This is a genomic window from Clostridium moutaii (genome assembly GCF_041205085.1).
Taxonomy (GTDB): domain Bacteria; phylum Bacillota; class Clostridia; order Clostridiales; family Clostridiaceae; genus Clostridium_B; species Clostridium_B moutaii.
The window spans coordinates 150081-175675 of record NZ_JBGEWD010000008.1; the positions used below are offsets into that span (position 1 = coordinate 150081).

Genomic DNA, 25595 nt, shown 5'->3' on the forward strand with positions numbered 1-25595 from the left:
ACTTTATTGGAGGCATTTGTATGGCTAATTGTGTTGAAGGAAAAATTAAAGCTTTTGATGGTATTGAATTATTTTATAAAAAGAGCTTAGTAGAAAAGCCAAAAGCTGTATTGGTAGTTGTTCATGGATTATGCGAACACTTGGGACGCTATAATTATTTTACTGAGAAATTAAATGATTTTGGTTATAACGTATATAGATTTGATAATAGAGGTCATGGAAGATCAGGTGGAGAGAGAGGTTATGTAGATGATTTCCAGCATTTTTTTGATGATGCAGACTTGTTTGTAAATATGGCCAAAATTGAAAACAAAGGTATTCCGATATTTATGTTTGGTCATAGTATGGGAGGATTTATAACTGCCGGTTATGGAATGAAGTATCAGAATAAATTAAATGGACAGATACTTTCAGGTGCGGCAGTAATAGATTTGCCTTCTTTTGAAGCTGTTAAAAATAAAGGGGATTTTTTTGATAAACATCCTTTTGAAAAAGTGCCAAATGCTCTTTCCAATCTCATAAGCAGAGATCCAGAAGTTGTTAAGGCTTATGATGAAGATCCGCTTGTGTTAAAGGAAAGCAACATTAAATTATTAGGTGAAGCTTTTGTAAAAGGGCCAATTTGGATTGAGAATAATGTGAAAGAGTATAAGTATCCTTGTCTTATACTCCATGGAGGCAATGATCAAATAGTAATAAATGAAGCTTCAAAGTGGCTATACAAAAATATATCTTCCAAGGATAAATCTTTAAAAATATATCCAAAGTGTTATCATGAAATTTTAAATGAGAAGGATGAAAAGGACAGTATTATAGAGGATATTCATAATTGGATTAAAGAGAGAATATAGTAAAAGAAAGGTCTGCCGGGATTTTAAGGCAGGTTTTTTTTATATAGCTGAAAATCAAGATATCTTCATAAGATCTACACACCTTTTTGATAAAATACTTCTGTACTAATATAAAATTTTTTGGAGGTTATAAATTATGAATATGACACACTATATGTCTTTGCTGATGAATAATCAGCCATGGAATTTAATTATTTTTATGGCTGTACCGGTAATATGTGCTGAAGCTCTCACTATTACAGAATTTTTTATAATTTACAATAGAATTGAACGAGGGGCTATAAGAACTTTAAATAAAATTGTGGGGATTTTTGATGGGTTTTATTTTACAGGAATATTCATTTACCTTTTTGTAAATGTTGTAATACCCCTTACAAGCGGTGGTGGATGGCATACATGGGTGGATGTAGTTGCAGTGGGTTTTTATTTAAGTGGTGTAGTATTTTTATTACCAATAGCATTGATGGAACTAGGTATAATATTCAGAAATAAAAGCAATGAGGAAAAATTGAAAGTTCACTTTATTCTTGTAGGCGGATTTTTAATAGTTGCACATGTTGCGATGATTTTTGGTATGGTAAATCCCCAGATTATAAGTAACATGCCGGGAATGCACAAAATGTAATATGGATTAATGAAAAGATTTAAAGGGTTTACTTAGCCAGAGTAGATCCTTTTTTTTATAAACAAATTTCACCTGAGTCTAAGAATCATTTGATAATTAAAGGTTATAGCTGAAATTGACTGTAGTGAATATAAAATTGCACGAAATATAATAATGGTGTAAAAAAATTAAAATTACTGATTATATAGCAAATCATAAAAGAGGGGGTTTTAAATTTGGATATAAGTAAAAAATCCATAAAAATAAAGCTCTGTATAATGTTTGTCATATTAATTATTAGCACTATAATAATTTCAGAAGTTTATACAATATTTAGTTTTAAAAAAGTGATACTTGCACAGACCGAAAATGATGGTTTAAAAATTGCAAAAAATATCTTTTTAGGAAAATAATTACGAAACTAAATAGGGATAGTTACATAATCTCAGTACCTTATAAACAAAGTAATTCTAAAAAAGGAACTGTATTGGTATCAATGTCTACTAAAGAGATGAACAGTAAGTTTGAAAAGGCACTGGTACTTTCCATAATAATCACATTGATTTTAATTGCCATTGTCGTTGCCATAATTAATAAAGTCATAGCTAAAATTATCAGCCCTTTAACAGAGCTTGCAAAGATTTCCGAGGAAATATCAAAGGGAGATCTGACAAAAGAAGTTAAAATACTAGAAAATGATGATGAGATAGGAAAACTCTCACGAAACTATGAAAAAATGATGGATAATTTGAAAAGTATAATAGCTGATATTAAATATTCTTCTAATAATATTATAAATTCATGTGATGAACTTGCAGCTTTTTCGGAAGAAGTCAGTGCCACAGCAGAAGAAATTACAGGCAGTATACAGTCCTCTAAGAAAAATGCCCGGGTTCAAAATGAAGAAGTGGGTTATGCAAAAGAAAGTCTTGATAATTTATCTGAAAAAATTGCTCTTATAAATGAGGTAATTGATAATTTAAGAAATTCTTCAAAAATAACCAGTGAATTAACTATAAGCGGCAAGCAATATTTAGTATCTTTAAATGAGAGTATTAACAACATTGGCAGCTCATCTAAAAATATAAATATTAAAATTGGGAAATTACATGATAAATCTTCTGAAATATCCACAATAGTACAGGTTATAAATTCTATATCGGAACAGACAAACTTACTTGCTCTAAATGCTGCAATAGAAGCAGCCAGGGTGGGAGATGCAGGTAAAGGATTTGCGGTAGTGGCAGATGAAATACGTTCTCTTTCAGAGCAGTCCGGAAAAGCCTCTGATCAAATTGAAAAATTAATAAAAGATATATTAAAAGAATCCAATGAAACAGTTAAATTCACCTCGGACTCAGAAAAAATTATAGGGGAAGGTATATCCACTGCTAAAAATACAGAAGACTGTTTTAATGATATAATACAAAATATTCAGTCTATGATTCCACATATACAAAAAACCACAGATTTTATTGAAGGTATAAACAAAAGTAAGGATAGAGTTATAGAAACCGTAGACAATGCGGCGGAAGCAAGCAATGATATCAATGAATCCTTTACTCAAATTTCTACAGTAGCAGAAGATCAGAGTTCATCTACGGAACAATTGGCCAATATAGCTTCAAAATTAAATGACATGTCATTGAAGTTAAAGCAATATACTGATAAGTTTAAAATATAGATAATATAAAAGAGCAGTGAATACTCTATAGAACAGATTCTAAAAAAGTCTACTCTATAGGGTATTTTTGTACATAAAGGTATATGGTATAATAAAAAAAACGTAAAAATATAATAGAGAAATTAAACAGTTAATAATTATTATATTATTGAGGTAGGAGTGGTATGTGTGAAAATTGTTGTATTGGATGGATATATATTAAATCCAGGAGATTTAACCTGGAAACCATTGGAAAGGTTTGGAGATTTAACTGTTTATGACAGGACTGTATATGATAATAGCAATGATGATCTGATAATCGAAAGGATAGGGGAGGCAGAAATTGTATTTACCAATAAGACTCCATTGTCTGAAAATGTATTTAAAAATTGTCCTAAACTGAAATTCTTAGGAGTGTTAGCTACGGGATATAATGTGGTAGATGTGGATGCAGCTAGAAAACTTGGTATTACAGTGACCAATATTCCCAATTATGGCACGCAATCTGTGGCCCAAATGGCTGCGGCATTATTGCTGGAATTGACCAATCATGTGTGGATTCACAATGAAGCTGTAAAAAATGGAGAGTGGAACAGAATTGGAGAGTGGTGCTTTTGGAAGCAGCCATTGATGGAGCTGGATAATAAAATAGCTGGAATTATAGGATATGGAAGAATAGGCCAGGCAACTGCTAAAATAGTACAGTCCATGGGAATGAAGGTAATAGCCTATAACAGGCATGAAAATAAAGAATTGGAAAGTGAAAATATGAAATATGTCAAATTGGAAGATATATTTGAAAAATCGGATGTAATTTTTTTGCACTGCCCTCTGTCCGATGATAATAGGGGAATGATTAACAGGTCCTCCATAAGCAAAATGAAAGATGGGGTTATAATAATAAATAATGCACGGGGACCTCTGATTGTGGATCAGGACTTAGCTGATGCCTTGAACAGCGGAAAAATTAGAGGAGCAGCCTTGGATGTCACATCTGAAGAACCCATAGATAAAGATAATCCGCTCTTAAGGGCAAAGAACTGTATAATTACTCCTCATATATCCTGGGCAGCCAGGGAAACAAGGCAAAGGCTCATGAATATTGCAGCGGACAACCTAAAAAATTTTTTGGAGGGAATATCCGTAAATGTAGTGAATAAATAGAGTAGTTCAATATAGAAATAAATGTATTAAAAAGAAAGGTACATGGATTTGCGTAAATCAATCTATGTACCTTTCTCTTTTTTGGGGCTAGTTTTTTGGCTTGCGCTAATGCAGGGGCCAGAGTGCTATTCTCTATAGGAAGGCATAGAATAGTAAATTCCTCCGTGGCAAATGTTCATCATGGCAATAAAACTCCAGCTGTATCTATTTCGGTGATCTCATTAATTTTTTCATTAATTCCAATAATTTTAATAGCTTTTAATAATAAAATATCTGACGTCTATGGCTGGCTTGGAACAGTTGCAACTTTTGGTTTCCTTTTTAATTATGTACTTGTCACAATAGCTACACCAATATATTTGCATAAAGAAAAACAATTAAAAATTAAAGACATAATAGTTTCCTTAGTAACATTCGGCATACTTTTAATTCCTATTATAGGAAGTATATATCCTGTCCCTAGCTATCCTTACAATCTTTTCCCATTTATATTTTTGGGTTGGTTGGCAATAGGTGCTATTTGGTTTACTGTGCAAAAATCCAAAAATCCGAATTTAATTGCTAATATACAATCCGATGTGAATGGAATCAATGAACAATTTAAAATGGATATAAAATCCTCAAAAGTTGTATAGCATATTTTTTAGATATTTATAATAGAAAAATTCATAGGGCATTTTTAGTAGAAATTCATTTGCACCTATTAATGAATCCTGGGGGTATGATAATCGCACAACAGCTGTAAGAGCATTTCTTAATAATGGAAATGGCAGCAGATTAGAACAGAGGATGGGATCGGCAGATGCAAATCCTTATTTGGTAATTGGGGCAAGTCTTGCAGGAGGATTGTATGGATTGGAAAATGAACTTGATTTACGTGAGGATGCATCTACTGATGCATATCAGGGAAATGGGCGACCATTGCCAAAAACTTTAGAACATGCTTTGAATTATCTTGATAAAAGTAAGACGGCAAAAAAATATTTCGGAGAGGAATTTGTAAAATTAATTCTGCAAATAGGTAGAAATGAAGTACGCCTTTATGAAGAAGCCGTTACAGATTGGGAATTCAATAGGTATTTTGAGTATAGCTAGATTATGACAAATCCATCTAAAAATTAAATTATAGATGGATTTGCTACTTTTAAGGCTTTGCATATATACAAATTACCTAATGGTCTCTTTAATAGTTTTAGAACAAGCACAGGGCTCTATTTTTTTCTTTAAGATAAAAGAAATCATAATGCTTATAATCATGATTGAAAATATAATTACTAAAGATATTATTATTGAAACATTTATATGGAAAAAGGTAATTGAAAGTTTAACGCCTGTAAACATCAGTATACATGCAACTCCATATTTAACATAGGCAAAATTATTGTGAAGTTTTTCAAGGAGAAAATACATATTCCTGAGCCCTAATATGGCAAATATATTGGAGGTATATACTATAAAGGGATCTGTAGTTATAGAAAACACAGCAGGAATTGAATCTATGGCAAAAATTATGTCTGAGGACTCTATCAATATCAGTATGGCAAATAATGGAGTTGCATAAAGAACTTTATTCCTTTTAATAAAGAACTTTTCTCCTGCCAATTCTCTGGAAACTGGGATTATTTTATTGATAAGTCTAATTATTTTGCTGTTGCTGAAATCATTTGAGTTGTCATTCTTTAGAATCATTTTAATACCGCTTATTATGAGAATAAGGCCAAATATATAGAGCATCCAATGAAATTTATTGACAATGGTCACACCTAAAATTACAAAGATAAGTCTCAATACTATTGCTCCAAAAATTCCATAGGTGAGCACTCTTTTCTGATATTGCGGTTTTATTGAAAAACTCTCAAATATAAGCAGGAATAAGAAAAGATTATCCAGGCTTAGACTTTGTTCAATTACGTACCCACCCAGAAAAGATAGAGCTTTTTCTTGTCCCATGAAAATGTAGATCCCAATATTGAAAAGTAAAGCTGTTCCTGCCCAGAAACAGAGGTGCAGCAGTGATTTTTTTGTGGACATAAATTTACCTCCTAAATTTAGTGATTAGTAAAAAAATAAAGACCTCCAACATAATTCATATTTAAAATAGAATTATGTTAAAAGTCTTATTACCCGTGGGTTTACAAAACCAGATTTAAAAAATAAATCGAAATGTTGATTTTGTAATTTTAATTACTCCCTTTTAACTATAAATATTCAATTCCTATATTTATATAATAATATAAATTTTTAATATTATCAAGTTAATAATATAATATTAAAGGAGTTGTTTTTAAGATAGAGGGAATAAAAGAGCTAATGGAAAAGGAAGGTGTAAGTATGCAGAAAGTGATTTTTCTTGTAGATATGAATGCTTTTTTTATAAGCTGTGAGGCAATAAGACACCCCGAGATTGTTGATAAACCTGCTGCGGTGGCAGGAGATCCTAAGAATCGAAGAGGAATTATTTTGACTGCAAATTATAGAGCTCGAGAATTCGGGGTCAAAACCACCATGATTTTACGGGAAGCATTAAAGCTTTGTCCTAATTTACTTATTATTCCTCCTGACAAGGATTTTTATAAACAAAAATCCTGTCAGGTCATGGATATACTTTCTTCCTATAGCCCTGTTATCGAGCAAAATAGTATTGATGAGGCATGGATTGACATGACAGGATGTGAGAGAATATTTGGAAAGCCAATGGAATCAGCAGAACTTATCAGTTACCATATTAAGAATAAACTGGGACTTGGATGTTCCATAGGCATATCCGAAAATAAATTTCTTTCAAAAATGGCTTCTGAAATGAAAAAGCCACTGGGAATTACAGAGCTTTGGAGAAAGGATATCGAATTTAAATTATGGCCCATGAGCATCCAGTCCATGTATGGGATCGGGAAGCAGACTTCACAGAAACTGCAGGGCATGGGGATTAGTACTATTGGAGAACTGGCGCTTTTTAACAGAACATATCTTATAAAAAGACTTGGAAAGGTTGGAGAAAAAATTCATCATCTTGCCAATGGTATTGATGATTCGAACTTGAAACCACGTCTGCAAAATGATGTGAAATCCATTGGAAAGTCTATTACAGTGCCTCATGATATATTTAACATGGAAGATGCTAAAATTATTTTGATGCAGCTTTCTGATGAAGTGGGAATGGCTGCGAGAAAATATAAGAAAAAGGGTCATACAGTACAAATCAGTATTAAATATTCAAATTTCAAGTCTATTACCAGACAGACAACCGTTGTGCCGACTTGTCTGTCTAAAGAAATTTATTCAGCAGGAATCCAGCTGCTTGAGAAAAGCTGGGATGGACAATTGCCAATACGGCTGCTTGGAATAAGCATCAGCGGATTTGTGGATAACTGGAGGATAAGGCAAATATCCATGTTTGACACGATAAAAAAGGATTGCGGAAAGGATCATTTAGACAAGGACAATAAAATAGAAGATGTTATTGATGTCATACGCCAAAAATATGGTCCGTCAATAATTAGTCGTGCAGCTTTGATAAAAAATAAAAAGAACAGAGGGTAGGCAAATTAACCTTTGTCTACCCTTTTTAGTTATTTTTATAGATTTGAATTAAAAATTAGCTCAGAACAAAAAATCGATATTTTTATAGTAAATTACAAAGAACATGAAAATTTTGCATATATAATTAAATGTTTTATTTAAGCTTAATTATGTAATTATAGCTGTAAATAACTTCTTTATGATGGCACAATCTATATATTTTAGACTTTGACTTTCTTTGACCTTAGTTGTATTATAATAACTGTAATAAGGATTACCTCTACAGAAGGTAATCATAACAACATAATGATTTATGAGGAGGTAGAGATTATGTTTGATATGGTTCCATTTAAAAAGAATAATTCATTAACAAGAGGTGATGTATTTGATAACTTTGTAAATTCATTTTTTAATGATGATTTCTTTGCACCAATTAATATAAATGGATTTGGCAAAGGATTTAAAGTTGATCTTAAGGAAAATGAAAAAAGTTATGTAGTTGAGGCTGATCTTCCAGGAATAAATAAAGACGCAATAAATATTGATTATAGCAATAATTATTTGACTATATCCGCAAAGAGGGAAGATTCCAAGGAAGATAAAAATGAAAACTTTGTAAGACAAGAGAGAAGTTATGGAGAGTTTAAAAGAAGTTTTTATGTTGATAATGTAGATGAAAATAACATTAATGCTTCTTTTAAGGATGGAGTATTGAAAGTAAATCTTCCAAAGTCTGCAAAGGGCAATGATAATACCAAAAAGATAGATATTAAATAGTTAATATAGATAAAACAGGGTACTGTCGGAAATTTTGACAGTACCCTGTTTTATTTTATTATCTGGGTATGTATGATTTTACCTTCTGCATATTTTATTAGGAGCTTCTTGCAATAGTCCATATATTCTTCCAGATTTTTATCTCCGTTGAAGGAGACTATGTTCATCAAAAGCCTTTTGGTATCTTCTGTCACCATGGCTCTTATGGAGTCAGAGGTGGTGCTTCCAAACTTACCCCTGCCATCCTCAAATACAGGCATATTTGATAAATTCACCTGACCCTTGCCGATACCCTTATAGCATTCACCTTCACTTCCTATGGTAAAGTAAATCTTTGAATCTATCTTGTCTAAATCATAAGCACATACTGAATGAAAGGAGTAGATGGAAATCAAATTGTTTATATCCACTATGTTGTTGACTTTATAGAGTTTATTTCCCTTTACTATACGCCGTGTCAAGGATTCAGATGAGACCCTGTATCTGCTGGGATCTTTTCCGAGTTTTTTGTATGCATCCCTTGCTGCACGTATATTAGCGATCTTTAAAACATCCGGTAATTTATACTGCGAGGCTATTTTATCCGATAGTAATGATATTTCTTCTGTCAACATATCATCTGATTCTTTCACCTTAACAGCTGCCTCTATAGAACCTATGACAATTTTATTGCAAAGTATATTTTTTAGGTAGTCATGAATTTTTATGTTTATCATAAATTATATTTAGTGAAGGATTGTACCTGAAATACAAAGCTTTCACTAAAGCTCGCCTCCTTTTACTATAAATATAAATTGACTTTATGAAGTTATTATAACACATATGCAGAGTTCGAATTTTACTGACAGAAGAAATTATGATAAAGTAAAATCAGAGACATGTAATAGAGGGGTGAAAAATTTATGAAAGCTAATTTTGACAATCTGGTAAAAGAAGCACTGAAATTAAATGTTCACAGTGTGTCCATGGTGGATACTTCAAAAATTAAATTTTCTACAGAGTATAGAAATGCCTGTGAATCAAATGTGTGTGGTATGTATGATACCAATTGGATGGGACCTCCGGCGGTGGGACCTATTGAAGAATTGATAGATAAGGCAAGACAGTATAGACAGGGAATCTTAATACAGACAGTGCATGAGCTGTCTGATTTATATGATACAAAAGCTGTAGAAGAGGCAGAAAAATCTCATAATGAAGTATTTGGGAGAATTGTCCAAAAAGTTAAAAACGAATACGGGTTTAAAGATACTCTTCCTTTAAGTGTAGGTTGCTGCAAGATATGTAAAAGATGTGCCTATCTTGATGGAGAAAAATGCAGAAATCCTGACAAAACTTTTTCTTCATTGGAAGCCTATGGCATTAATGTGATGGAACTGGAGGAAAGCTGTGGAATGTCTTATTATAATGGGGAAAACAGCATTAGTTATGTAGGGCTTATACTTTTTAATGAAGATTAAACATCTAGATGTGAATATATTTTATGTCAGGAGGTAATTTTGATATATCTCCTGACGATAAGTAAACAAAATGCTAAAAATCAACTTGTATGTTATCTATGTTTGACTGGAATGCCCAGCATAAAAGCATCCCCTTTCACAATAACCATAGGAAAACCATGTGCAGGTAACACAGATTTCTTTGAAGCTTTTCAAAGTTAAATTTTTCCTTATTATATCCAATAAGATTCCATATGGATACATATTATTTACTTTGATTTTCAAAGTTTCTAATACACTGGTGTCAAAGAAAGAAACTTTATCTTCGCTTTCACAGCAATCATTTTCTAATGCATGAGGACATGCTATACAGATGTCATCAACTTTTGATATAACTTTTATTAAAGTGGTGTCTTTAAGTGAGTCCACTACTTTGTCCATATTTTTTACAAAAGCCTTACTATAGCCTTTTCCCAAATATCCTTGAATACATAGCAGATGATGAGCTCTTAAAGTTAGCATTTTATCAAGTTTGCCTTTAAAAGAGATTGTTTGATCTTATGTCCAGCTAAGTAGGCAACTATGATTTTTGCAGTATCAAGAGGGACAAATGGAGCTACACAGAGTAATATTGACTTTTGAATTGGTACATTTGTTACAAAGTGGAATTGAATTGTCCCTATAGAATAACAAATTATTAAAGATACTATAAGGCCTAAAATTGACATTATAGGATTAAGATCCTTTTCTGAAATTTTCCCAATGATGTATGATATTATTGGATAGCTTATTAAAAATCCTCCGCTTGGTCCAACTATGGTTTGCAGTCCACCGGTGAAACTTGCAAACACGGGTATTCCAATTGCTCCAAGAAGTAAGTAGATGATCTGAGATAATGTCCCTAGACGACTGCCCAAAATTATAGCAGATATATATACTGCAAATATTTGAAAAGTAATTGGCACAGGGGTAAAGGGCAGCGGTATGGAAATTTGAGCTAATATTGCTGTTATAGCTGTAAAAATAGCGGCAGTGCTCATTTCCTTAACTGAAAAATGTAAATTCATAATAATAGCATCTCCCTGAAATTGATTGTTAACGTATAATATAATTGAGGTTAACAATTATATTATACTTATGGTATAAGTTTTTGTCAATAAAACATTGAAGGTTTACACGTTTTCTTTGAAGTGGGGATAAGTACTGCTGTACCCCGGTATGAGTTCCTCTAAGATCCTGAACCTAAAAATCACTTGATATATACAAATAAGCACTGGTAATCAGTGCTTATTTGTAGTTGCCATATGTCAAGATATTTATATATTATCCTGATCCGTTAAAATAATAGGACCATTATCTGTTATAGCAATAGTGTGTTCATACTGTGCAGATAAGCTCCCATCTGCAGTACGTGCAGTCCAGTTATTAAGGTCTACAGTAACTTCATAAGTGCCTATGTCTATCATGGGTTCTATGGTAATTACCATTCCATCTTTTAGCTTTAGACCCCTTCCTGGTTTTCCGTAATGGGGAACAGCTACATCATCATGCATTACCTTACCTATACCGTGACCTGTATAATCTCTTACCACCGAATAACCAAGGGGCTCTGCATAAGATTGTATTTCATGACCTATGTCACCTATTCGGTTTCCCACCAATGCTTTTTCAATACCCTTATAAAGGCATTCCTTTGTAACTTTCATAAGATCCCGGGCTTCTTTTGAAATATTGCCCACTGCATAGGACCATGCAGAATCTGCCAGCCAGCCATTTAAGTTTACAACCATATCAATGGTTACGATATCCCCTTCCTTTAAGGGCTTTTTATTTGGGAAGCCATGGCAAACTTCATCATTTACTGAGGCACATGTGGCATATGGAAAACCCATGTATCCTTTCTGTTCCGGCTTGGCATGGTTTTCTTTCAAATATTTTTCTACAAAAGAGTCTATTTCCATGGTGGTTATACCAGGTTTTATCATTTTTCCTATTTCTTTATGGCAGGATGCAAGTATTTTACCTGCTGCTGCCATATATCCTATTTCTTTTTTAGTTTTTATATATATCAAAATTCTCGCCTCTATTTCAAAAATTATTACATGAACACTTATTATTTTAACATATTCTTTTATAAAAAAAACTGTTATTGATTTTTTTTTGCAGTTAACCATTGTATCAGTATAAAATTATAGGCTGTTCATTATATTATCTGCAAAAATTTTTGCCTTTAGCTCTATATCCGGTATTTTGAATATAGCTTTGGGATCATTGGCAGTCTCCATGATTATTGAATTGGGGGGCAGCCTGAATCCTTTATTTATATTCAATGATCCTATAAGTTGTTTTGCTACGGAGTCACTTCCTGAATTTCCTGAAATTATTATTCCAAATAAGGCCTTATTGTAAAAACTTATCTTATGGTATAAAACAGTCAACCTGTTTATAGTGGCAGTTAAATTGGCACCAATGGAATCATTGTAATTTGGACACAGCCATACCACTGCATCCGAGGATTCTATAGAAGGCAGTACATTTTCTATCATGAATCCCCCATAAAAGCAACTGTTTTGTTTGCCGTAATGAAGACAGAGCCTGTAGTGACAACCTTTGCAGTCAAGTATTTTGCCGTTTTCAATCTGCAGTTCCTCTATGGATATTTTTTTTAAATATTTAGAGGTCAAATGCCACAGATCAAGTGTATTGGATATTTTATGAGGGGATGAGTATAAAACTGTTATTTTTTTACCCACTGCTGCAGGTTTATATTCTGCCAGTCTTTTCCCCAGTTTGGAACTTAAATTTGTACATATTTCATCCAGGGGAAGCTTAAGGGATTTCTGCCAGGTTAAAAAGTTTTTAAAATTGGCGGTAGCTTCCACTAGAGGATGGCCTATAAAATTACACCCCATATTATTGGCCATAAAAATTATATCCTGGGCAGCTCTTTTTGTTCCAAGATCAGAGCTGCTGTGAATCAGAAGGGCTGCAGTGGAGCCCTGAAAAATATTTGTGGATTTTAGATCTAAATTGCTGAAAAAATTCAGCATGGGTATATCAAAGCAGGTATTGCCCAACTCCAGTAAAAATAACATTTTTTTATCTTTAAAATTGCTGCAATGGATACTGCTTATATAGTGTATAATATCAAATTCTTCTATAAAGCTGTCTAACATTTTCTTTAGTTGAGCAGATATTTTGTCATTTGGGCATATAACGTAAAGTTCTTCCATAATTTCACCCCCATAAAGAATGTTATAAGCAGATTTAGTATTTAAATTTCAATAATTGGTTATAGGTTTTCTCCAATCTATAGAATAGTGGCTCTTTCATATCTTTGTAATATTCCAATTGTGTTCCATAAGGCAGAAGTTTGTTCCTGCATCCCATAAAAGCTCCTCCCAAGAAAGTACTGCTGTAGTTCCACTCACTTTTTATAGTGTTTATAATGGAAAAACCGCCAGAAGACATAGCAGGGGCAATATAGGGTTTAAAACCCACAGCACGCATGTGGAGATTGGCATTTTTGGCTTTTTCCGTCAAATAATCGGAGACTTTTTCATCATAATGTTCAATACTGTTTGCAACTACAAGACCTTCACCATGGGGACCAAAGCATCTTCCATCCTGAAGGAAATTTTCGGCACCATTAATTTTTGCAGCATAATAGTTGGCTCTTGCATTCATTACACCTAGACCATATCCTCTTATTTGATCAGGTGATAACCCCACATTAAATGCTGATTTGCACAGTAAATCCACAGGATCTGAAACTACTGCAAATATACCGGAAAAATTACAATCCCTGGCTTTTTGGGCATAGCTTTTTATTATTTTTGAATTCCCCTCAAATTGCATGAGCCTTACATCGGATACTTTTTTACCTACTTCAGGCACACCTACTGAAACACAAAATACAAACATATGGCATTTAAATAAATCATTTTCCTTTTCCAAAGGCAGGATCTCAGGAAATACAGTATGTGGATTTGAATCTATAATTTGATTACATTCATATTCCCATCTCTTGATTTTATTTTTATCCCTGTCATATATTGATATGGTATTTATACAGCTCCCTCCTAATATTCTGAGACCTGTAATTAAAGTTCCACCTACATCTCCCAGACCTACTATGGTTAAATCCCATTTGCGGAAACCTTTATTTTCATAGAATACCGGAATAGTATGGCCTAACTTTTCTTCCCAATTTGGGTAAGCCGTGTTTAAACATAGAAGTCTGTTTTCCTCAATAGATCTTAAGATCCACTTTGGCAGCTTATAGATAATCTGATTTTTATCCCATATTAAACCCAGACTTTCATATTTTGAAAATATTTGAGAAGGATGGGTTATATAATAACATAGCTTAGATTTGCTGGTGTCTGTATTTATTAGTCTGTAAATATATCCGTTGTAAAGGGAAGCCGCCTTTTCAGTAAGGGGCTTAAAAGGGAAGGGGACATCAGATATAAGTAATTTGTTTTTATAAAGATAATAGTAAAATTGCATTTTAACACCTCATTTTCTAAGACTAATATATATTTTACTGAAAATAATTAATTTTATCTACTCAAAAGCATGATTCATTCTGATTAGAAGCTCCAGATCGTTTTTGATGTAACTGGATGCAGGTAAATTCAGATTATAGCTGATGTTTTCTCCCAGGTCAGGACATCTGGGTATGGCAAATACCTGGCCTAAAGAAGATAAGGTTAAGTTCTTTTCATGGATAATATGATACTCTTTTTCTATTGTCTCCAATATATTCAAACTGTTCTCCAGACAAGTCTTTGATAAATTGTATATGTTGGATTTTGGAGTATTTCTTATAAATGCAGGATATGTGTAAGGTAAAATTAAATTTATTGAAGGAAGGAGGTTCCTTTCAGGATAACTTCCTCTAAAAAGTGCATCACCACCTATAAATGGATATAGGGAGTTTTCATTAAACCATAATTTCAATCTGGGAATAAAATATACGCTTTCTACGGATCTGCCCTGCATATCCATGAGATCTTTGCCTCTCCCGGATAAAACTGCTACAATAATTTTTTTTACCTCTATGTCTTCATGTTTAAGAATAGGGTCCACTGCTTTTATCCTGTATCCTTTATGCAGTAAATCATCTACTAATATTACAGGACGCTGAAAAGCCTTTATCATTTTTATCTGGGTACTCAGGTTCAGGCAATGGGGAAATTCACCTATTATAAACTTCCTCATATCGGGGAAAAATAATTTTTCCGTGTGCAGTGCCTTGGTGACGGTATTTGGTATAACATATCGCTCCAGTATATTTCCATAAGGTACACACATGGCTTCACCTAGCTTTCTAGGTATTAGATTGTCAGTGGGCACCATATTTTCCTTGCAGATTTTTCTTATTAGACATTGATATACGAAATTCACATTAAAGGAAATTATTAGCTCTCCAGGATGTAGTTTAGCTATACCTTCAATTAATTTTTTACGACATTCAGTTAAAGTTTCCATAATCTTGGGATTACTCCTAAAGGGTTCTTTTATAATATTTTGTATATCAAAATTAATTATGGAGGGGGTGCTCATGTTAACTGCATATACGGGATTATTGTCATCACAAAATGGCACCTCTGTAAATCCATACAACTTTAATAGGGAAAAAATATCTTTGCTGCATAGTTCTTTATTAAAAGCATTTCTGTATACAGCGTATTCATAATCTTTTGATACATATAGAGAAATAGCTTCCGTGAGAAGAATCTGGGAAAGTTCCTCGCTTTTATATCTGTCCTTAATGCAAATCCCATCTATTGATATAATTCTGCCTGTACTGTTTTCACGTATATATTGAGATACAATGGTGCTTTTAAATTCATCATACAATGTAGAAGAGTGAATCCAATGTAAAATACAAAAACCCAGAATTTCCTCTGTGTTGGTATTTTTAAGAAATACAATACAAAAGGAAGGTTTAAGGGATATCTCTTTGACTTTACGTATAAACTTGTCAGTGCAATCGGGAATGCACTGACTTATTTTCCTCAGAATTTCATCATTAAACTCTTGGAAAATTTCACTGTCAAGCCATAGTGAGCTTATGGAATATTTGTCCTGAGATTCCATTTGATAGAATCCATTTGCATATATGTACTGTTCGGCCATAGGGTCTACCAAAGTGGAAATGTCCCTGTTGTCGTCGATGGAAGTTCTGATCTGGCTGGAACTTATGCTTGAATACTTTGAAGTCAGACTTAGCACGATTACATTTCCCTCTATTTTTTTTGCAGCCAGTTTTAAGTCATTATCTTTCCCTCTTTCAAATATTATATGGGAAAAGGTGTGAATGGAATTTCTAGTTTTAGGAGCTTTATAACTGGAGGCATTCAAAAGAACATCACTGCCTATGCACATGTAAACTTTTGAATCCGGGAAATTTTCTCTCAATGTTTTTAAGTTTGACCGGTTGGATATATTTGTGGGATACATATCAGGGTAAACATATATGTTCAATTCGCTGGCTATGGACATAGTTACTATATTTCTTCTTAAAAGATTGGGCAGAGTCTTTTTGGACCAGGAAAATTCATCTATGGCCAAATATACTTCAAAGCCTAAATCACGAATGTATTTTGCTATTTCCTTGTGGCTTAGGGAAAAGGGATCAAAGGTTCCAGGGAAAAAAGCTATTTTTGAAGGAACGGGTATATCTATGTCACCATAAAAGAAATTAAAATCCGATATAAATCTATATATGTGATTTAAACTGGCGGATCTGGTTAAAAACAGTATCTCCTGATTTTCATTGTCTGTAATTAATGTGAGTACTTTCTTAGCTATGAGTTTAAATATCAATTCTTTTTTTGTCAAATCCATAAAGGGGGTATCAAAAATTTCCTTGCCTATAACACTAAAGGCAGATTGTTTAACTTGGGGATTATAGTCGCCCAGGCCATTTAACAATATACCCAGCATTTTATTCAATCTTTTTAAATAAGTGCTTTCGGTTTCTTCAAAACGATCATTGTAAAGCTGGTAATGGGATATAATAGTCCCAACAGTTTTAAAGATTAGAGATTTCAAATTTGAATTTGAAGTTTTAATCTTATAAATTGAATCATCTATGAATTCATCCAGCTCCTTTGGCTGAAGCCATAAAGCTGCCTGTCCTGTGTATCTTGGAATGTATTCTGTAAATCTATTTCCCTCTATCTCCAAAGCTCTTAAAAGTTCCACTGCAACTTCATTCCTTTCAGCTAGTGAAAGATAGGGCATAATCTTTAATATAGCAGCTCCAGCGGTATTTCTAACACTTTCTATGGCACTTACTTTTAGCAGGTTGCAAAAATGTATAGCTGTATGGAGACCTATGGATTGGGGATTATCAAGGGCATGATACAGGAGAAGTTCCACTTGGTTTTTTTTCCTTATCCAATCTGTGTCAGTTTTTAGGTTGCTTAAAAATATACCTGTTACAACTTTGGGGTTCAAGTCACAGTAATATTTAAATATATCCTTGTTATCAGCTAAATTCAGCTTTTTATTTATCTTATATAAAAGAAAATTTTCAGCTGAGATTTTACTTCTGGTAGTTATGGAATTAAAATAATTCTTTATCTTTTCAGCAAGATGTCGTTTTTGCAAAAGTTCATCCGAAAATACCAGTATGATTTCCAGAGCTTCCATTCTTGTTGTACTGTTTCTCTTTTTAAGCTTGGAAAATATATAAGAAAATAAAATCTCTTCATTTTCTTTAGACAGGTAATTCCAGGGTATATATTTAGAAGTCTCAAGCAGAAAAATTTCATAATTTGTACCTTTGTATTTTTCATCTTTAAAAAATCCCAGGAGCACATCAATATATTTTACTATGAATGATTCTTTACAATTTGTGAAAAGTGAATTTATCATAATGCTTATACTGTAGCCTATATTGAATTTATGGGCTGAAATTATTTTATAACTGGGAGACAACATAATGTCCATGTATTTTTTAAGAAGACTTGTACTGGATGTAATCGGAGGCGGTATTTTTACATCCAGGGGCAATTCTTTTCTGTAGTCTTCATCAAAGGTGGCTATGAGAGTTCCCATCAATTCCGCGCAATGTCTCCTTATATCGTCTTCAGGATGAATAAGGTTTTCATATAAAAATTTTAGGGTTTGAAGTTTTTGCTTCTGGGTAAGATAAGTGGAATATTCCTGAAATATTCTTATGTATTCCCGGAATACCTTCCAGTCATTTTCACTTCGTGTCATTTCCAGTATGGCATCCAGGGAGTATTCATCCCTAAGCTGATACATGAGATTTATATTATGATTTATTGACAGATATTTCAGATTTTGAACTATATCATTTCCCTGAAGTAAAGTATAATTTTTAATTTTTGTTTCCACAAAATTGCATGCCTGTTTTGGATCTATATCAATTCCCATATCCAGAAGAAAATTTTCAAAGTCTTTTAATTTGGCATATACTCTTTTATATCGTTTACTTTTTCGTAAATTCATATTTTCCAATTTATCTGAAATTATATAAAAAGATTCATCCAGAGAAAATAACTTCATATAAGATTTGCCATTTCCAGATGCATTTTTTATCCTGAAATCAGAATATATAAGAAGTAAGGATTCCAAAGAAAGGTTTTCCAGCTCCAAATCCCACACGGAGTGATTTATAGCTATATTTCTTATATAATTTATACCGCACCTTTTAAACCATTGGTCTGTATAGTAATAGTGCAGATGAGGAACCCGTTTGGATTCTATATATTTACACCCGTATTTTCCTATATCGTGACCGGCAGCGGCACCGGATACTCTTCCAAGATCTACAGGAATATCTATGCTTTTTAGCTGTCTTGCTATGTAAAGGGATAAATAATGTACCCCGCATATGTGCTCCAATGTGGTGAAACCGGTTATCTCGCCGTTCATTTTCATCATTTCGTAGGTGCATTGTGATGAAAAAGATTTTATAAACTTTTTGTACTCTTCAGGGTGCTCCAATTCTGATTCTTCTTTTAAGGTTAAGAATTGAAGGGGATAGTGACTTTCCCAGGTGCCATCTTGAGAACTTTTTTGTATTTCACATAGTACATTAAATATGGTGAGATATAGTTCACAGGCCTCAGTTAGCTTTGGATCCATTTTTACAGTTGCATTTTCAGGGAAGTTTTTACGTAGAGTGTATTGGTATAAATATAAGAGCCAATTATCAGGTGCTCTATGCTCTGATAGTGCATCCAGCATGGGGTTACATAATTTTATGGTGCTTTTGGCAGAAAAATCTTTATTATTGATTTGATTTTTAAGGGTATCTTTGAATTTGCTGCTTTTTATGTTTTTATCCATAATATATTTATTTATATTATGTTTTTTAAGCCATTTTGTATTTGTGATTTTTCTAAATATTTTATTATAAGCTTCCATATAAGATATAGGGTTCATAAATTACCTCCAAATATACTCTTTACAGAAATTATATACTTTTTATAAATTTTTTTCAAAAGAAAAGTGAGTTATAGTAACTTGCAATTTTTTATTATCAATATTTGTGATATAATCAGTAATAATAATTAAAAATAAGGTGGTTTTACCACATGTTATTTTATATTTTAGAATGTATTACATATGGAGGTAATGTATATGAAACCAACAAAAAATAAACTTGTAATAGTGGGTGCAGGACATGTAGGCTCTGCAGTATTAAATTGTGCACTTTCGCTTAATTTAATGTCTGAAATTGTCACTATTGATAAGATTAAAGAGAAAGCTGAAGGAGAAGCATTGGATTCCACTCATACCACATCTTTTACTTATAGTCCAAATGTAAAAATTCATTCTGGCAGTTATGAAGAATGCAAGGATGCCAAAGTCATCATAATAGCTGCTGGGCCGAGCATAATGCCAAATGATAAATCTGACAGGACGGTTTTGGCAAAGAAGAATGTTGAAACGATGAAAGATGTAATGTCTTCTATAAGCAAATATACAAAGGATGCGGTGATTATAATAATAACCAACCCGTTGGATACCATGGTGTATTATGCTGAAAATTATTTTGGATATCCAAAGGATAAAATATTTGGCACAGGAACCAGCCTTGATTCTTCACGTTTCAGGAGAATTATCGCCAATAAATACAATGTAGATCCTAAAAATGTTCATGGATATATGCTTGGAGAGCACGGTAATTCATCTTTTCCAACATGGAGCCTTTTAAATATCGGAGGAGTTCCCTGTGATAGATTGGATGAATATTTTAAACCGGAAGAACCGCTGGATCGTGAAAAAATAGCTACCAAGGTGGTGGATGTAGCTTATGATGTCCTTCATCTCAAGGGATTTACCAGTGCAGGAATTGCCATGGCAGCTTGCAGGCTTGCAAAGGCAGTTTTGTTAAATGAACATAGTATCATGCCTGTTTCAACTACTCTTGAAGGAGAATACGGGTTGAAGAATGTGGCATTAAGTCTTCCGTGTATTATAACCGAAAATGGAGTGGAAAAAAGAATTGAAGTGCCGCTTTCAGATGATGAAGTGATAAAGTTAAAAGCCAGTGCAGAAAATATTTTAAAAACAATGAAGGTTGCAGGGCTGGCAAAATAGTTTTTACCATTAGAGGGACTTTTAGTCCTTTTATTATATCTGCATAGAAATAAAAATAATCATACAAAGTAAATAAATTGTAGTAATTTGTTATTTCGTGATTGTATTTCCTATTTTAATATGATATACTTTAAAACATATTGTCTACTAATTTATGTTATGTAATATTTAATATTAATTAGTATTAAGTAGCAGCCAATATGAATACAGAGAACTTTGAAATAAAATATTTTCAAAGTTAAGTTTATTATACGAGGGGGAAGTACATATGGAATGGTTTAATAATTTAAAAATAAAGAAAAAACAGGTACTGGGATTTTTCTTTATATCAGTGTTTATTGTAGTTGTGGGTATAATTGGCACGGTAAATATGGAAAAAATAAATACAGCTTCCAATCAGTTGTACAACGAAGATTTACAGACTCTCAGGAATTTGGATAAGTTTGATTCAAATACAATGCATCTCAGGTTAAGCATAATAAATCTTGTGGAGAGCAGGGATAAAAGTAAAACTCAGGATACAATAAAGACTACGGATGCCTACAAAAAAGAAAATAACAATATATTGAATACATATAAAAAATCTAATTTAACTTCTCAGGAAAAAAACCTGCTTCCCAAATTGGATACTCAGTTAAAGGATTGGAGAGATATATGCGATAAGACGCTTAATCTTATGGAGCAGGGCAAATATGATGAAGCATATGAGTTAAATAGGGATGCAGCATCTTATAGAGACAAATTAACCAAAACCATTGAAGAATTGTCTAAAATCACTCAGCAGAAGGCTTACAATAATAATTTAAATAGTAACTCCATATATAGGAGTTCACTTTATGTTATAATGTTTGTAACTCTCCTTGGATTGATAATAGCTTTGATTTTAGGCAATAAGATTGCTTCTGGAATTTCAAGGGAAGTTGAGAAAATTTTATCTTTTGCAGATTCCTTGAGCAAGGGCGAATTGGGTCAATCTGTAGAAGTATCTAATAAAGATGAAATAGGAATATTGGCACAGGAATTAAATAGTGCCAGCGACAATATAAAGGAACTGGTAAAAGAAATATTACAAGGTACTGAAGATATGAGTGCCTCCAGTGAAGAGCTTTCTGCCACTACTCAGGAGATTTCATCCATGATGACTTCTGTAAGCGAGTCCACGGATCAAATATCAAAAGGATCTCAGAATTTAAGTAATATTACAGAAGAAATAAATATTTCTTCACAGAAAATGGAATCAAATACTCATGAACTTTCCAATAAAGCCGATGAAGCTACCAGATCATCTTTGGATATAAAAAAGCGTGCTGAGGATATAAAAGTAAAAGCTTCCAATAGTATAAAAGAAGCTAAAATTATATATGATGAAAAAGAAAGAAATATTATGAATGCCATTGAAGAGGGAAAAGTTGTTTCAGAAGTTAAGATTATGGCAGCTTCTATTGGAAACATAGCGGAACAAACTAATCTTCTTGCATTAAATGCAGCTATTGAAGCTGCCAGGGCAGGGGAGCATGGAAAGGGATTTGCAGTAGTGGCCGATGAAGTTAGAAAGCTAGCGGAGCAATCTTCCAGTGCAGTTGGAAATATAAATAAAATGGTACTGTCAGTAGAAAGTGCATTCAACAATCTGTCTCAGAGCGGCCAGGAAGTTTTGGATTATATAGCAAATATAGTTTCACCTAATTATAGGCTTCTTATGGATACGGGAATCCAGTATGAAAAAGATGCGGAATTTATAAATAATATGTCAGAACAAATAGACAACTCTTCGAAGCAGATGAAAGAGATAATGAAAAAATTAAATAGTACCATTGAAAATGCAGCTTCTACAGCAGAAGAATCAGCTGCAGGATCTGAGGAAATACTAAGTAGTGTAAATGAGGTAACTAAAGCAATTGAAGATATAGCTAAATCTTCTCAAAGCCAGGCAGAGTTTGCAGAAAAACTAACAGTTATGGTAAATAAATTTAAAATATAAAAGGAAGTAGCATTGTATGAGGAAATTTAAATTTAGAATTTGGGATAATGAAAATAACTGTTTTTATATAAGTGAAAATCCTTATCTTGAAGATGGAACAAAAGAGGAAGATAGATTTATAACTACAGAGTTTACAGGGTTAAATGATAAAAATGGGAGAGATATTTATGAGGAGGATATTATAGGAATAAACAGAGAGGAAACTTCACTGAGATTGCCTGTGAAGTTTGGAAGATATTCTTTTGATAAATTAATAGGTGAGTGTGGAGAAATTAGCGAAGCAACAGAATTATATGGTTTTTATGTGGAAAATGAATATCTGTATATTCAGATGCTCAATGGAAATGTAGAAGTTTTAGGTAATACATTTCAGAATAAAAAAGCTTCAGACTAATTTATAAATACCAGATTAAAATATTTCCTATAATATTTTAATCTGGTATTTTTTTAAATGTACTTTTCTCCCTCCCGGAGAAAAATATTTGTGGTTTTATCGTCATGATTGCACATGACAATGGTTTTTAAATCCACATCGCCCTTCTTCAGGAATTCCACTGAAGTTTTAAGAAGTATTTCTGCACATTTTTCTTTTGGAAACCTAAATACACCGGAGCTTATGGCTGGTATTGATATGGAAGTTAAATTGTAATATTCCGCCAGATTCAGTACGCTGGTTACAGCCTTTTTTAATTTCTTTTCTTCATTTCCCTCTCCCATTATAGGGCCTACAGTGTGTATTATAAATTTACAGCTTAAATTATGGCCATATGTTATAACGGCTTTTCCAACAGGTAAAGTACCTATTTTTTTTATAAGTTCATCACTGTCTCTTTGTATTTCAATTCCACCTGCTCTCACTATAGCCAGAGCTGCTCCACCTCCATGATTCAGAGAACTATTTGCAGGGTTTACTATAGCATCACTTTGCTCTTTTGTTATGTCTCCCTTTTTGATTAAGATTTTTTTATCACCTATTTCAATCATGGTAATTACCTCCCCTTAAAATATTTCAAGGCAGTTAATAGTTAATAATTGAGACTGAAATTTTAACTCTTAACTATAAATAATATAGTCATTGGAATTTATGTGGAAAAATTGGCATATACCATTTATTTCATGGAGAGTCACATCGTTTATTGGAATTCCATTTTTGATTTTATCATTATAGGACTCTACTTCTTTTTCACCGTGGGTGTATATTCTAACTGCTCCTTTTGCCTTCTTGGAATTTCTAAGTTCATTTAAGTATTTGGAAAGTCTATTTTCAATGGATTTTTTATCCCCAAATATGCCATAGTCTATTGCACATAAATAATGGCAGGTACCTGATCCCCCAGAACCATCTAGATGAACATAATTCCCGGTAGCGCCATCTGATAAAATTGCCGTAAATATTTCAACTGCCAGAGCGAAGCCATATCCTTTGTGTCCACCTGTTAATTCTTTAGAACCTCCCAGTGGAAGTAATCCTCCCCCCAGTTTTTTCGGCACATTGTACAATATGTCATAGGGATCCGTAGTGTCTTCTCCATCCTTATTTAATGCCAGTCCTAAAGGCAGAGGTTCCTGCTTTTTATTATAAACTTCAATTTTACCCCTTGTAACCACACTGGTAGCCATGTCCATTAGAAATGGGTAGGGTTCAGCTGGCATGGATAGGGCAATAGGGTTCGTGCCAAGCATAGCTTCCTTACCAAAAGTAGGAACTATAACAGCTGGGGAATTAGTCATGGATATTCCCATAAGCCCTGCTTCTTCTGCCATTTTGGCATAATATCCTGCAATACCGTAATGATTGGAGTTCCTTACGGAAACCATACCAATTCCAGAAGCTCTAGCTTTTTGTATAGCAAGGTTCATGGCCCTTTTACCTGTCAACTGTCCCATTCCTGCCTGGCCGTCTATAACCGCCGATATGGGCGTTTCTTTTATGATTTTTGGGCTGGAGTCTACTATTATTAATCCTTGCTTTATTTCACTGTAATATTTCACTAACCTTTGGATGCCATGAGATTCAATACCAAATAAATCCGATAATAGCAATACGTCTGTAATAGTTTTGCTATCCTCCTGACTGAATCCAAATTTTTCAAAGACAATATGGCATAGCTTTTTCAATCCTTCATATTTAACTTTTGAATATGACATTTTTAGCCTCCTATAATAATGTATTAAAAATCATATACATGTATTAAAGTGTTAGTATATAATTACATATTATAATAATATATTTTGCTGTTTAATTCCAGTGAATTTTAGATAGGAATAATATTTTTTAAATTATTGAGGTGAAATATTATGAATACCTGCAATATTATGTGCTTTCTTGATAATGACAATATTTTGAGGCATATTGAATTTAAAGGCCTGATGAAAAAAAATGAGAAATTGCAGATTTTAAAAGAGTATTTAACATAATTAGAGGTAAGTCAGGATACATTCGTGCCTTTGCAAAAATAGGGAAACAGTATGCTTTTATGCCCACTGCTCCCTATGTATTTCTGGATGAAAACAAATTTAATTCATGCTTTTTATTAAATTGACCATTTCGATAGCTGACAGTGCACAATCATAACCTTTATTGCCTGCTTTTGTACCGGCTCTTTCAATTGCCTGCTCGATATTTTCTGTTGTGAGCACACCAAAAATAACAGGAATGCCAGAGTTTAACGAAACCTGTGCGATACCTTTGGATACTTCATTGCATACATAATCATAATGTGATGTAGCTCCCCTTATTACTGCTCCCAGGCAAATAACTGCATCGTATTTACCTGACGCTGCCATTTTCGATGCAATTATAGGAATTTCAAATGCTCCAGGAACCCATGCCACTTCAATATCATCTTCATTTACGTTGTGCCTTTTAAGTCCATCTAATGCCCCATCCAGCAGCTTTGAAACGATGAATTCATTAAACCTTGCGGCAGCAATGCCAATTTTAATGTCTCTTGATACTAAATTTCCTTCATAAACTTTCATTTACTCGTTCTCCTTTAACATA

At 33.1% G+C, this 25595-nt stretch carries 24 protein-coding genes; 13 read left to right on the forward strand and 11 right to left on the reverse strand.

Features of this window, described 5'->3' with window-relative positions; translation table 11 throughout:
* Positions 1–20 precede the first annotated feature (20 nt).
* The 7 genes from AB8U03_RS10120 (at position 21) to AB8U03_RS10150 (ending at position 5377) form a co-directional block, all read left to right on the forward strand.
* Positions 21–851, forward strand: coding sequence for an alpha/beta hydrolase (locus tag AB8U03_RS10120; protein ID WP_369704427.1), 831 nt, complete (start codon positions 21–23; stop codon positions 849–851).
* A gap of 136 nt (positions 852–987) precedes the next feature.
* Positions 988–1476 carry a DUF6803 family protein gene (locus tag AB8U03_RS10125; protein ID WP_369704428.1) on the forward strand — a complete coding sequence of 163 codons (489 nt, stop codon included), beginning with the start codon at positions 988–990 and terminating at the stop codon, positions 1474–1476.
* 215 nt (positions 1477–1691) lie between these two features.
* On the forward strand, positions 1692–1868 hold the full coding sequence (locus AB8U03_RS10130; RefSeq protein WP_369704429.1) for a hypothetical protein: 177 nt from the start codon (positions 1692–1694) through the stop codon (positions 1866–1868).
* 98 nt (positions 1869–1966) lie between these two features.
* Entirely contained in the window at positions 1967–3139 is a 1173-nt protein-coding gene (locus AB8U03_RS10135) for a methyl-accepting chemotaxis protein (RefSeq protein WP_369704430.1), read from the forward strand.
* A 168-nt stretch (positions 3140–3307) separates the two neighbouring features.
* The gene (locus AB8U03_RS10140; protein WP_369704431.1) at positions 3308–4282 is read left to right on the forward strand and encodes a D-2-hydroxyacid dehydrogenase; all 975 of its coding nucleotides are present in this window, start codon (positions 3308–3310) and stop codon (positions 4280–4282) included.
* A gap of 95 nt (positions 4283–4377) precedes the next feature.
* A complete protein-coding gene (locus AB8U03_RS10145) occupies positions 4378–4917 on the forward strand; it encodes an APC family permease (protein ID WP_369704432.1) in 540 nt (179 codons plus the stop codon).
* 40 nt (positions 4918–4957) lie between these two features.
* Positions 4958–5377, forward strand: coding sequence for a type I glutamate--ammonia ligase (locus AB8U03_RS10150; protein ID WP_369704463.1), 420 nt, complete (start codon positions 4958–4960; stop codon positions 5375–5377).
* Positions 5378–5449: 72 nt separating this feature from the next.
* Here the strand turns inward: AB8U03_RS10150 and AB8U03_RS10155 are convergent, their stop codons facing one another.
* Complete coding sequence (locus AB8U03_RS10155; RefSeq protein ID WP_369704433.1) at positions 5450–6313, reverse strand: TerC/Alx family metal homeostasis membrane protein; 864 nt, start codon at positions 6311–6313, stop codon at positions 5450–5452.
* Between the two features lie 300 nt (positions 6314–6613).
* Between AB8U03_RS10155 and dinB the strand changes: the two genes are divergently transcribed.
* Both dinB and hsp18 read left to right on the forward strand, forming a co-directional pair.
* Positions 6614–7822 carry a DNA polymerase IV gene (gene dinB, locus AB8U03_RS10160; protein ID WP_369704434.1) on the forward strand — a complete coding sequence of 403 codons (1209 nt, stop codon included), beginning with the start codon at positions 6614–6616 and terminating at the stop codon, positions 7820–7822.
* Positions 7823–8131: 309 nt separating this feature from the next.
* Positions 8132–8578 (forward strand): heat shock protein Hsp18, encoded by a 447-nt coding sequence (gene hsp18, locus AB8U03_RS10165; RefSeq protein WP_369704435.1) that lies wholly within the window; start codon positions 8132–8134, stop codon positions 8576–8578.
* A 50-nt stretch (positions 8579–8628) separates the two neighbouring features.
* On the opposite strand, the gene AB8U03_RS10170 is transcribed toward hsp18, so the two are convergent.
* A complete protein-coding gene (locus tag AB8U03_RS10170; protein WP_369704436.1) occupies positions 8629–9294 on the reverse strand; it encodes a B3/B4 domain-containing protein in 666 nt (221 codons plus the stop codon).
* A 186-nt stretch (positions 9295–9480) separates the two neighbouring features.
* Here AB8U03_RS10170 and AB8U03_RS10175 point away from each other — a divergent pair, with 186 nt between their 5' ends.
* Positions 9481–10038, forward strand: coding sequence for a DUF2284 domain-containing protein (locus AB8U03_RS10175; RefSeq protein ID WP_369704437.1), 558 nt, complete (start codon positions 9481–9483; stop codon positions 10036–10038).
* Positions 10039–10134: 96 nt separating this feature from the next.
* On the opposite strand, the gene AB8U03_RS10180 is transcribed toward AB8U03_RS10175, so the two are convergent.
* From AB8U03_RS10180 to AB8U03_RS10205, 6 genes are all read right to left on the reverse strand, one after another.
* Entirely contained in the window at positions 10135–10539 is a 405-nt protein-coding gene (locus tag AB8U03_RS10180) for a DUF1284 domain-containing protein (protein WP_369704438.1), read from the reverse strand.
* Positions 10533–11084, reverse strand: a complete 552-nt coding sequence (locus AB8U03_RS10185; protein ID WP_369704439.1) for a biotin transporter BioY — start codon at positions 11082–11084, stop codon at positions 10533–10535. The genes AB8U03_RS10180 and AB8U03_RS10185 overlap by 7 nt, the downstream gene beginning before the upstream one ends.
* Positions 11085–11333: 249 nt before the next feature.
* Positions 11334–12089 carry a type I methionyl aminopeptidase gene (gene map, locus AB8U03_RS10190; protein WP_369704440.1) on the reverse strand — a complete coding sequence of 252 codons (756 nt, stop codon included), beginning with the start codon at positions 12087–12089 and terminating at the stop codon, positions 11334–11336.
* Positions 12090–12206: 117 nt separating this feature from the next.
* Positions 12207–13250 carry a flavodoxin family protein gene (locus tag AB8U03_RS10195; protein WP_369704441.1) on the reverse strand — a complete coding sequence of 348 codons (1044 nt, stop codon included), beginning with the start codon at positions 13248–13250 and terminating at the stop codon, positions 12207–12209.
* 34 nt (positions 13251–13284) lie between these two features.
* Entirely contained in the window at positions 13285–14529 is a 1245-nt protein-coding gene (locus AB8U03_RS10200) for a lactate/malate family dehydrogenase (RefSeq protein ID WP_369704442.1), read from the reverse strand.
* A gap of 57 nt (positions 14530–14586) precedes the next feature.
* On the reverse strand, positions 14587–19449 hold the full coding sequence (locus AB8U03_RS10205) for a cytidyltransferase (protein ID WP_369704443.1): 4863 nt from the start codon (positions 19447–19449) through the stop codon (positions 14587–14589).
* 198 nt (positions 19450–19647) lie between these two features.
* On the opposite strand from AB8U03_RS10205, the gene AB8U03_RS10210 reads away from it, so the two are divergent.
* From AB8U03_RS10210 to AB8U03_RS10220, 3 genes are all read left to right on the forward strand, one after another.
* Entirely contained in the window at positions 19648–20610 is a 963-nt protein-coding gene (locus tag AB8U03_RS10210; protein WP_369704444.1) for an L-lactate dehydrogenase, read from the forward strand.
* A gap of 268 nt (positions 20611–20878) precedes the next feature.
* Entirely contained in the window at positions 20879–22591 is a 1713-nt protein-coding gene (locus AB8U03_RS10215; protein ID WP_369704445.1) for a methyl-accepting chemotaxis protein, read from the forward strand.
* Between the two features lie 16 nt (positions 22592–22607).
* Positions 22608–22985, forward strand: coding sequence for a YopX family protein (locus tag AB8U03_RS10220; RefSeq protein ID WP_369704446.1), 378 nt, complete (start codon positions 22608–22610; stop codon positions 22983–22985).
* Positions 22986–23038: 53 nt separating this feature from the next.
* Here the strand turns inward: AB8U03_RS10220 and AB8U03_RS10225 are convergent, their stop codons facing one another.
* The 3 genes from AB8U03_RS10225 to ribH form a co-directional block, all read right to left on the reverse strand.
* On the reverse strand, positions 23039–23575 hold the full coding sequence (locus AB8U03_RS10225; RefSeq protein WP_369704447.1) for a macro domain-containing protein: 537 nt from the start codon (positions 23573–23575) through the stop codon (positions 23039–23041).
* Positions 23576–23644: 69 nt separating this feature from the next.
* Positions 23645–24739 carry an Ldh family oxidoreductase gene (locus AB8U03_RS10230; RefSeq protein WP_369704448.1) on the reverse strand — a complete coding sequence of 365 codons (1095 nt, stop codon included), beginning with the start codon at positions 24737–24739 and terminating at the stop codon, positions 23645–23647.
* 369 nt (positions 24740–25108) lie between these two features.
* A complete protein-coding gene (gene ribH, locus AB8U03_RS10235) occupies positions 25109–25573 on the reverse strand; it encodes a 6,7-dimethyl-8-ribityllumazine synthase (protein WP_369704449.1) in 465 nt (154 codons plus the stop codon).
* Positions 25574–25595 lie beyond the last annotated feature (22 nt).

What these genes read in the sequence shown, in the direction of transcription:
- AB8U03_RS10205 (WP_369704443.1), bottom strand. Translation starts at nt 19,449, where the DNA reads ATGAACCCTATATCTTATATGGAAGCTTATAATAAAATATTTAGAAAA.
- AB8U03_RS10185 (WP_369704439.1), bottom strand. Translation starts at nt 11,084, where the DNA reads ATGAATTTACATTTTTCAGTTAAGGAAATGAGCACTGCCGCTATTTTT.
- AB8U03_RS10225 (WP_369704447.1), bottom strand. Translation starts at nt 23,575, where the DNA reads ATGATTGAAATAGGTGATAAAAAAATCTTAATCAAAAAGGGAGACATA.
- AB8U03_RS10200 (WP_369704442.1), bottom strand. Translation starts at nt 14,529, where the DNA reads ATGCAATTTTACTATTATCTTTATAAAAACAAATTACTTATATCTGAT.
- AB8U03_RS10135 (WP_369704430.1), top strand. Translation starts at nt 1,967, where the DNA reads ATGAACAGTAAGTTTGAAAAGGCACTGGTACTTTCCATAATAATCACA.
- AB8U03_RS10195 (WP_369704441.1), bottom strand. Translation starts at nt 13,250, where the DNA reads ATGGAAGAACTTTACGTTATATGCCCAAATGACAAAATATCTGCTCAA.
- dinB (WP_369704434.1), top strand. Translation starts at nt 6,614, where the DNA reads ATGCAGAAAGTGATTTTTCTTGTAGATATGAATGCTTTTTTTATAAGC.
- ribH (WP_369704449.1), bottom strand. Translation starts at nt 25,573, where the DNA reads ATGAAAGTTTATGAAGGAAATTTAGTATCAAGAGACATTAAAATTGGC.
- AB8U03_RS10155 (WP_369704433.1), bottom strand. Translation starts at nt 6,313, where the DNA reads ATGTCCACAAAAAAATCACTGCTGCACCTCTGTTTCTGGGCAGGAACA.
- AB8U03_RS10210 (WP_369704444.1), top strand. Translation starts at nt 19,648, where the DNA reads ATGAAACCAACAAAAAATAAACTTGTAATAGTGGGTGCAGGACATGTA.
- AB8U03_RS10215 (WP_369704445.1), top strand. Translation starts at nt 20,879, where the DNA reads ATGGAATGGTTTAATAATTTAAAAATAAAGAAAAAACAGGTACTGGGA.
- AB8U03_RS10125 (WP_369704428.1), top strand. Translation starts at nt 988, where the DNA reads ATGAATATGACACACTATATGTCTTTGCTGATGAATAATCAGCCATGG.
- AB8U03_RS10220 (WP_369704446.1), top strand. Translation starts at nt 22,608, where the DNA reads ATGAGGAAATTTAAATTTAGAATTTGGGATAATGAAAATAACTGTTTT.
- AB8U03_RS10230 (WP_369704448.1), bottom strand. Translation starts at nt 24,739, where the DNA reads ATGTCATATTCAAAAGTTAAATATGAAGGATTGAAAAAGCTATGCCAT.
- AB8U03_RS10180 (WP_369704438.1), bottom strand. Translation starts at nt 10,539, where the DNA reads ATGCTAACTTTAAGAGCTCATCATCTGCTATGTATTCAAGGATATTTG.
- AB8U03_RS10175 (WP_369704437.1), top strand. Translation starts at nt 9,481, where the DNA reads ATGAAAGCTAATTTTGACAATCTGGTAAAAGAAGCACTGAAATTAAAT.
- AB8U03_RS10120 (WP_369704427.1), top strand. Translation starts at nt 21, where the DNA reads ATGGCTAATTGTGTTGAAGGAAAAATTAAAGCTTTTGATGGTATTGAA.
- AB8U03_RS10170 (WP_369704436.1), bottom strand. Translation starts at nt 9,294, where the DNA reads ATGATAAACATAAAAATTCATGACTACCTAAAAAATATACTTTGCAAT.
- hsp18 (WP_369704435.1), top strand. Translation starts at nt 8,132, where the DNA reads ATGTTTGATATGGTTCCATTTAAAAAGAATAATTCATTAACAAGAGGT.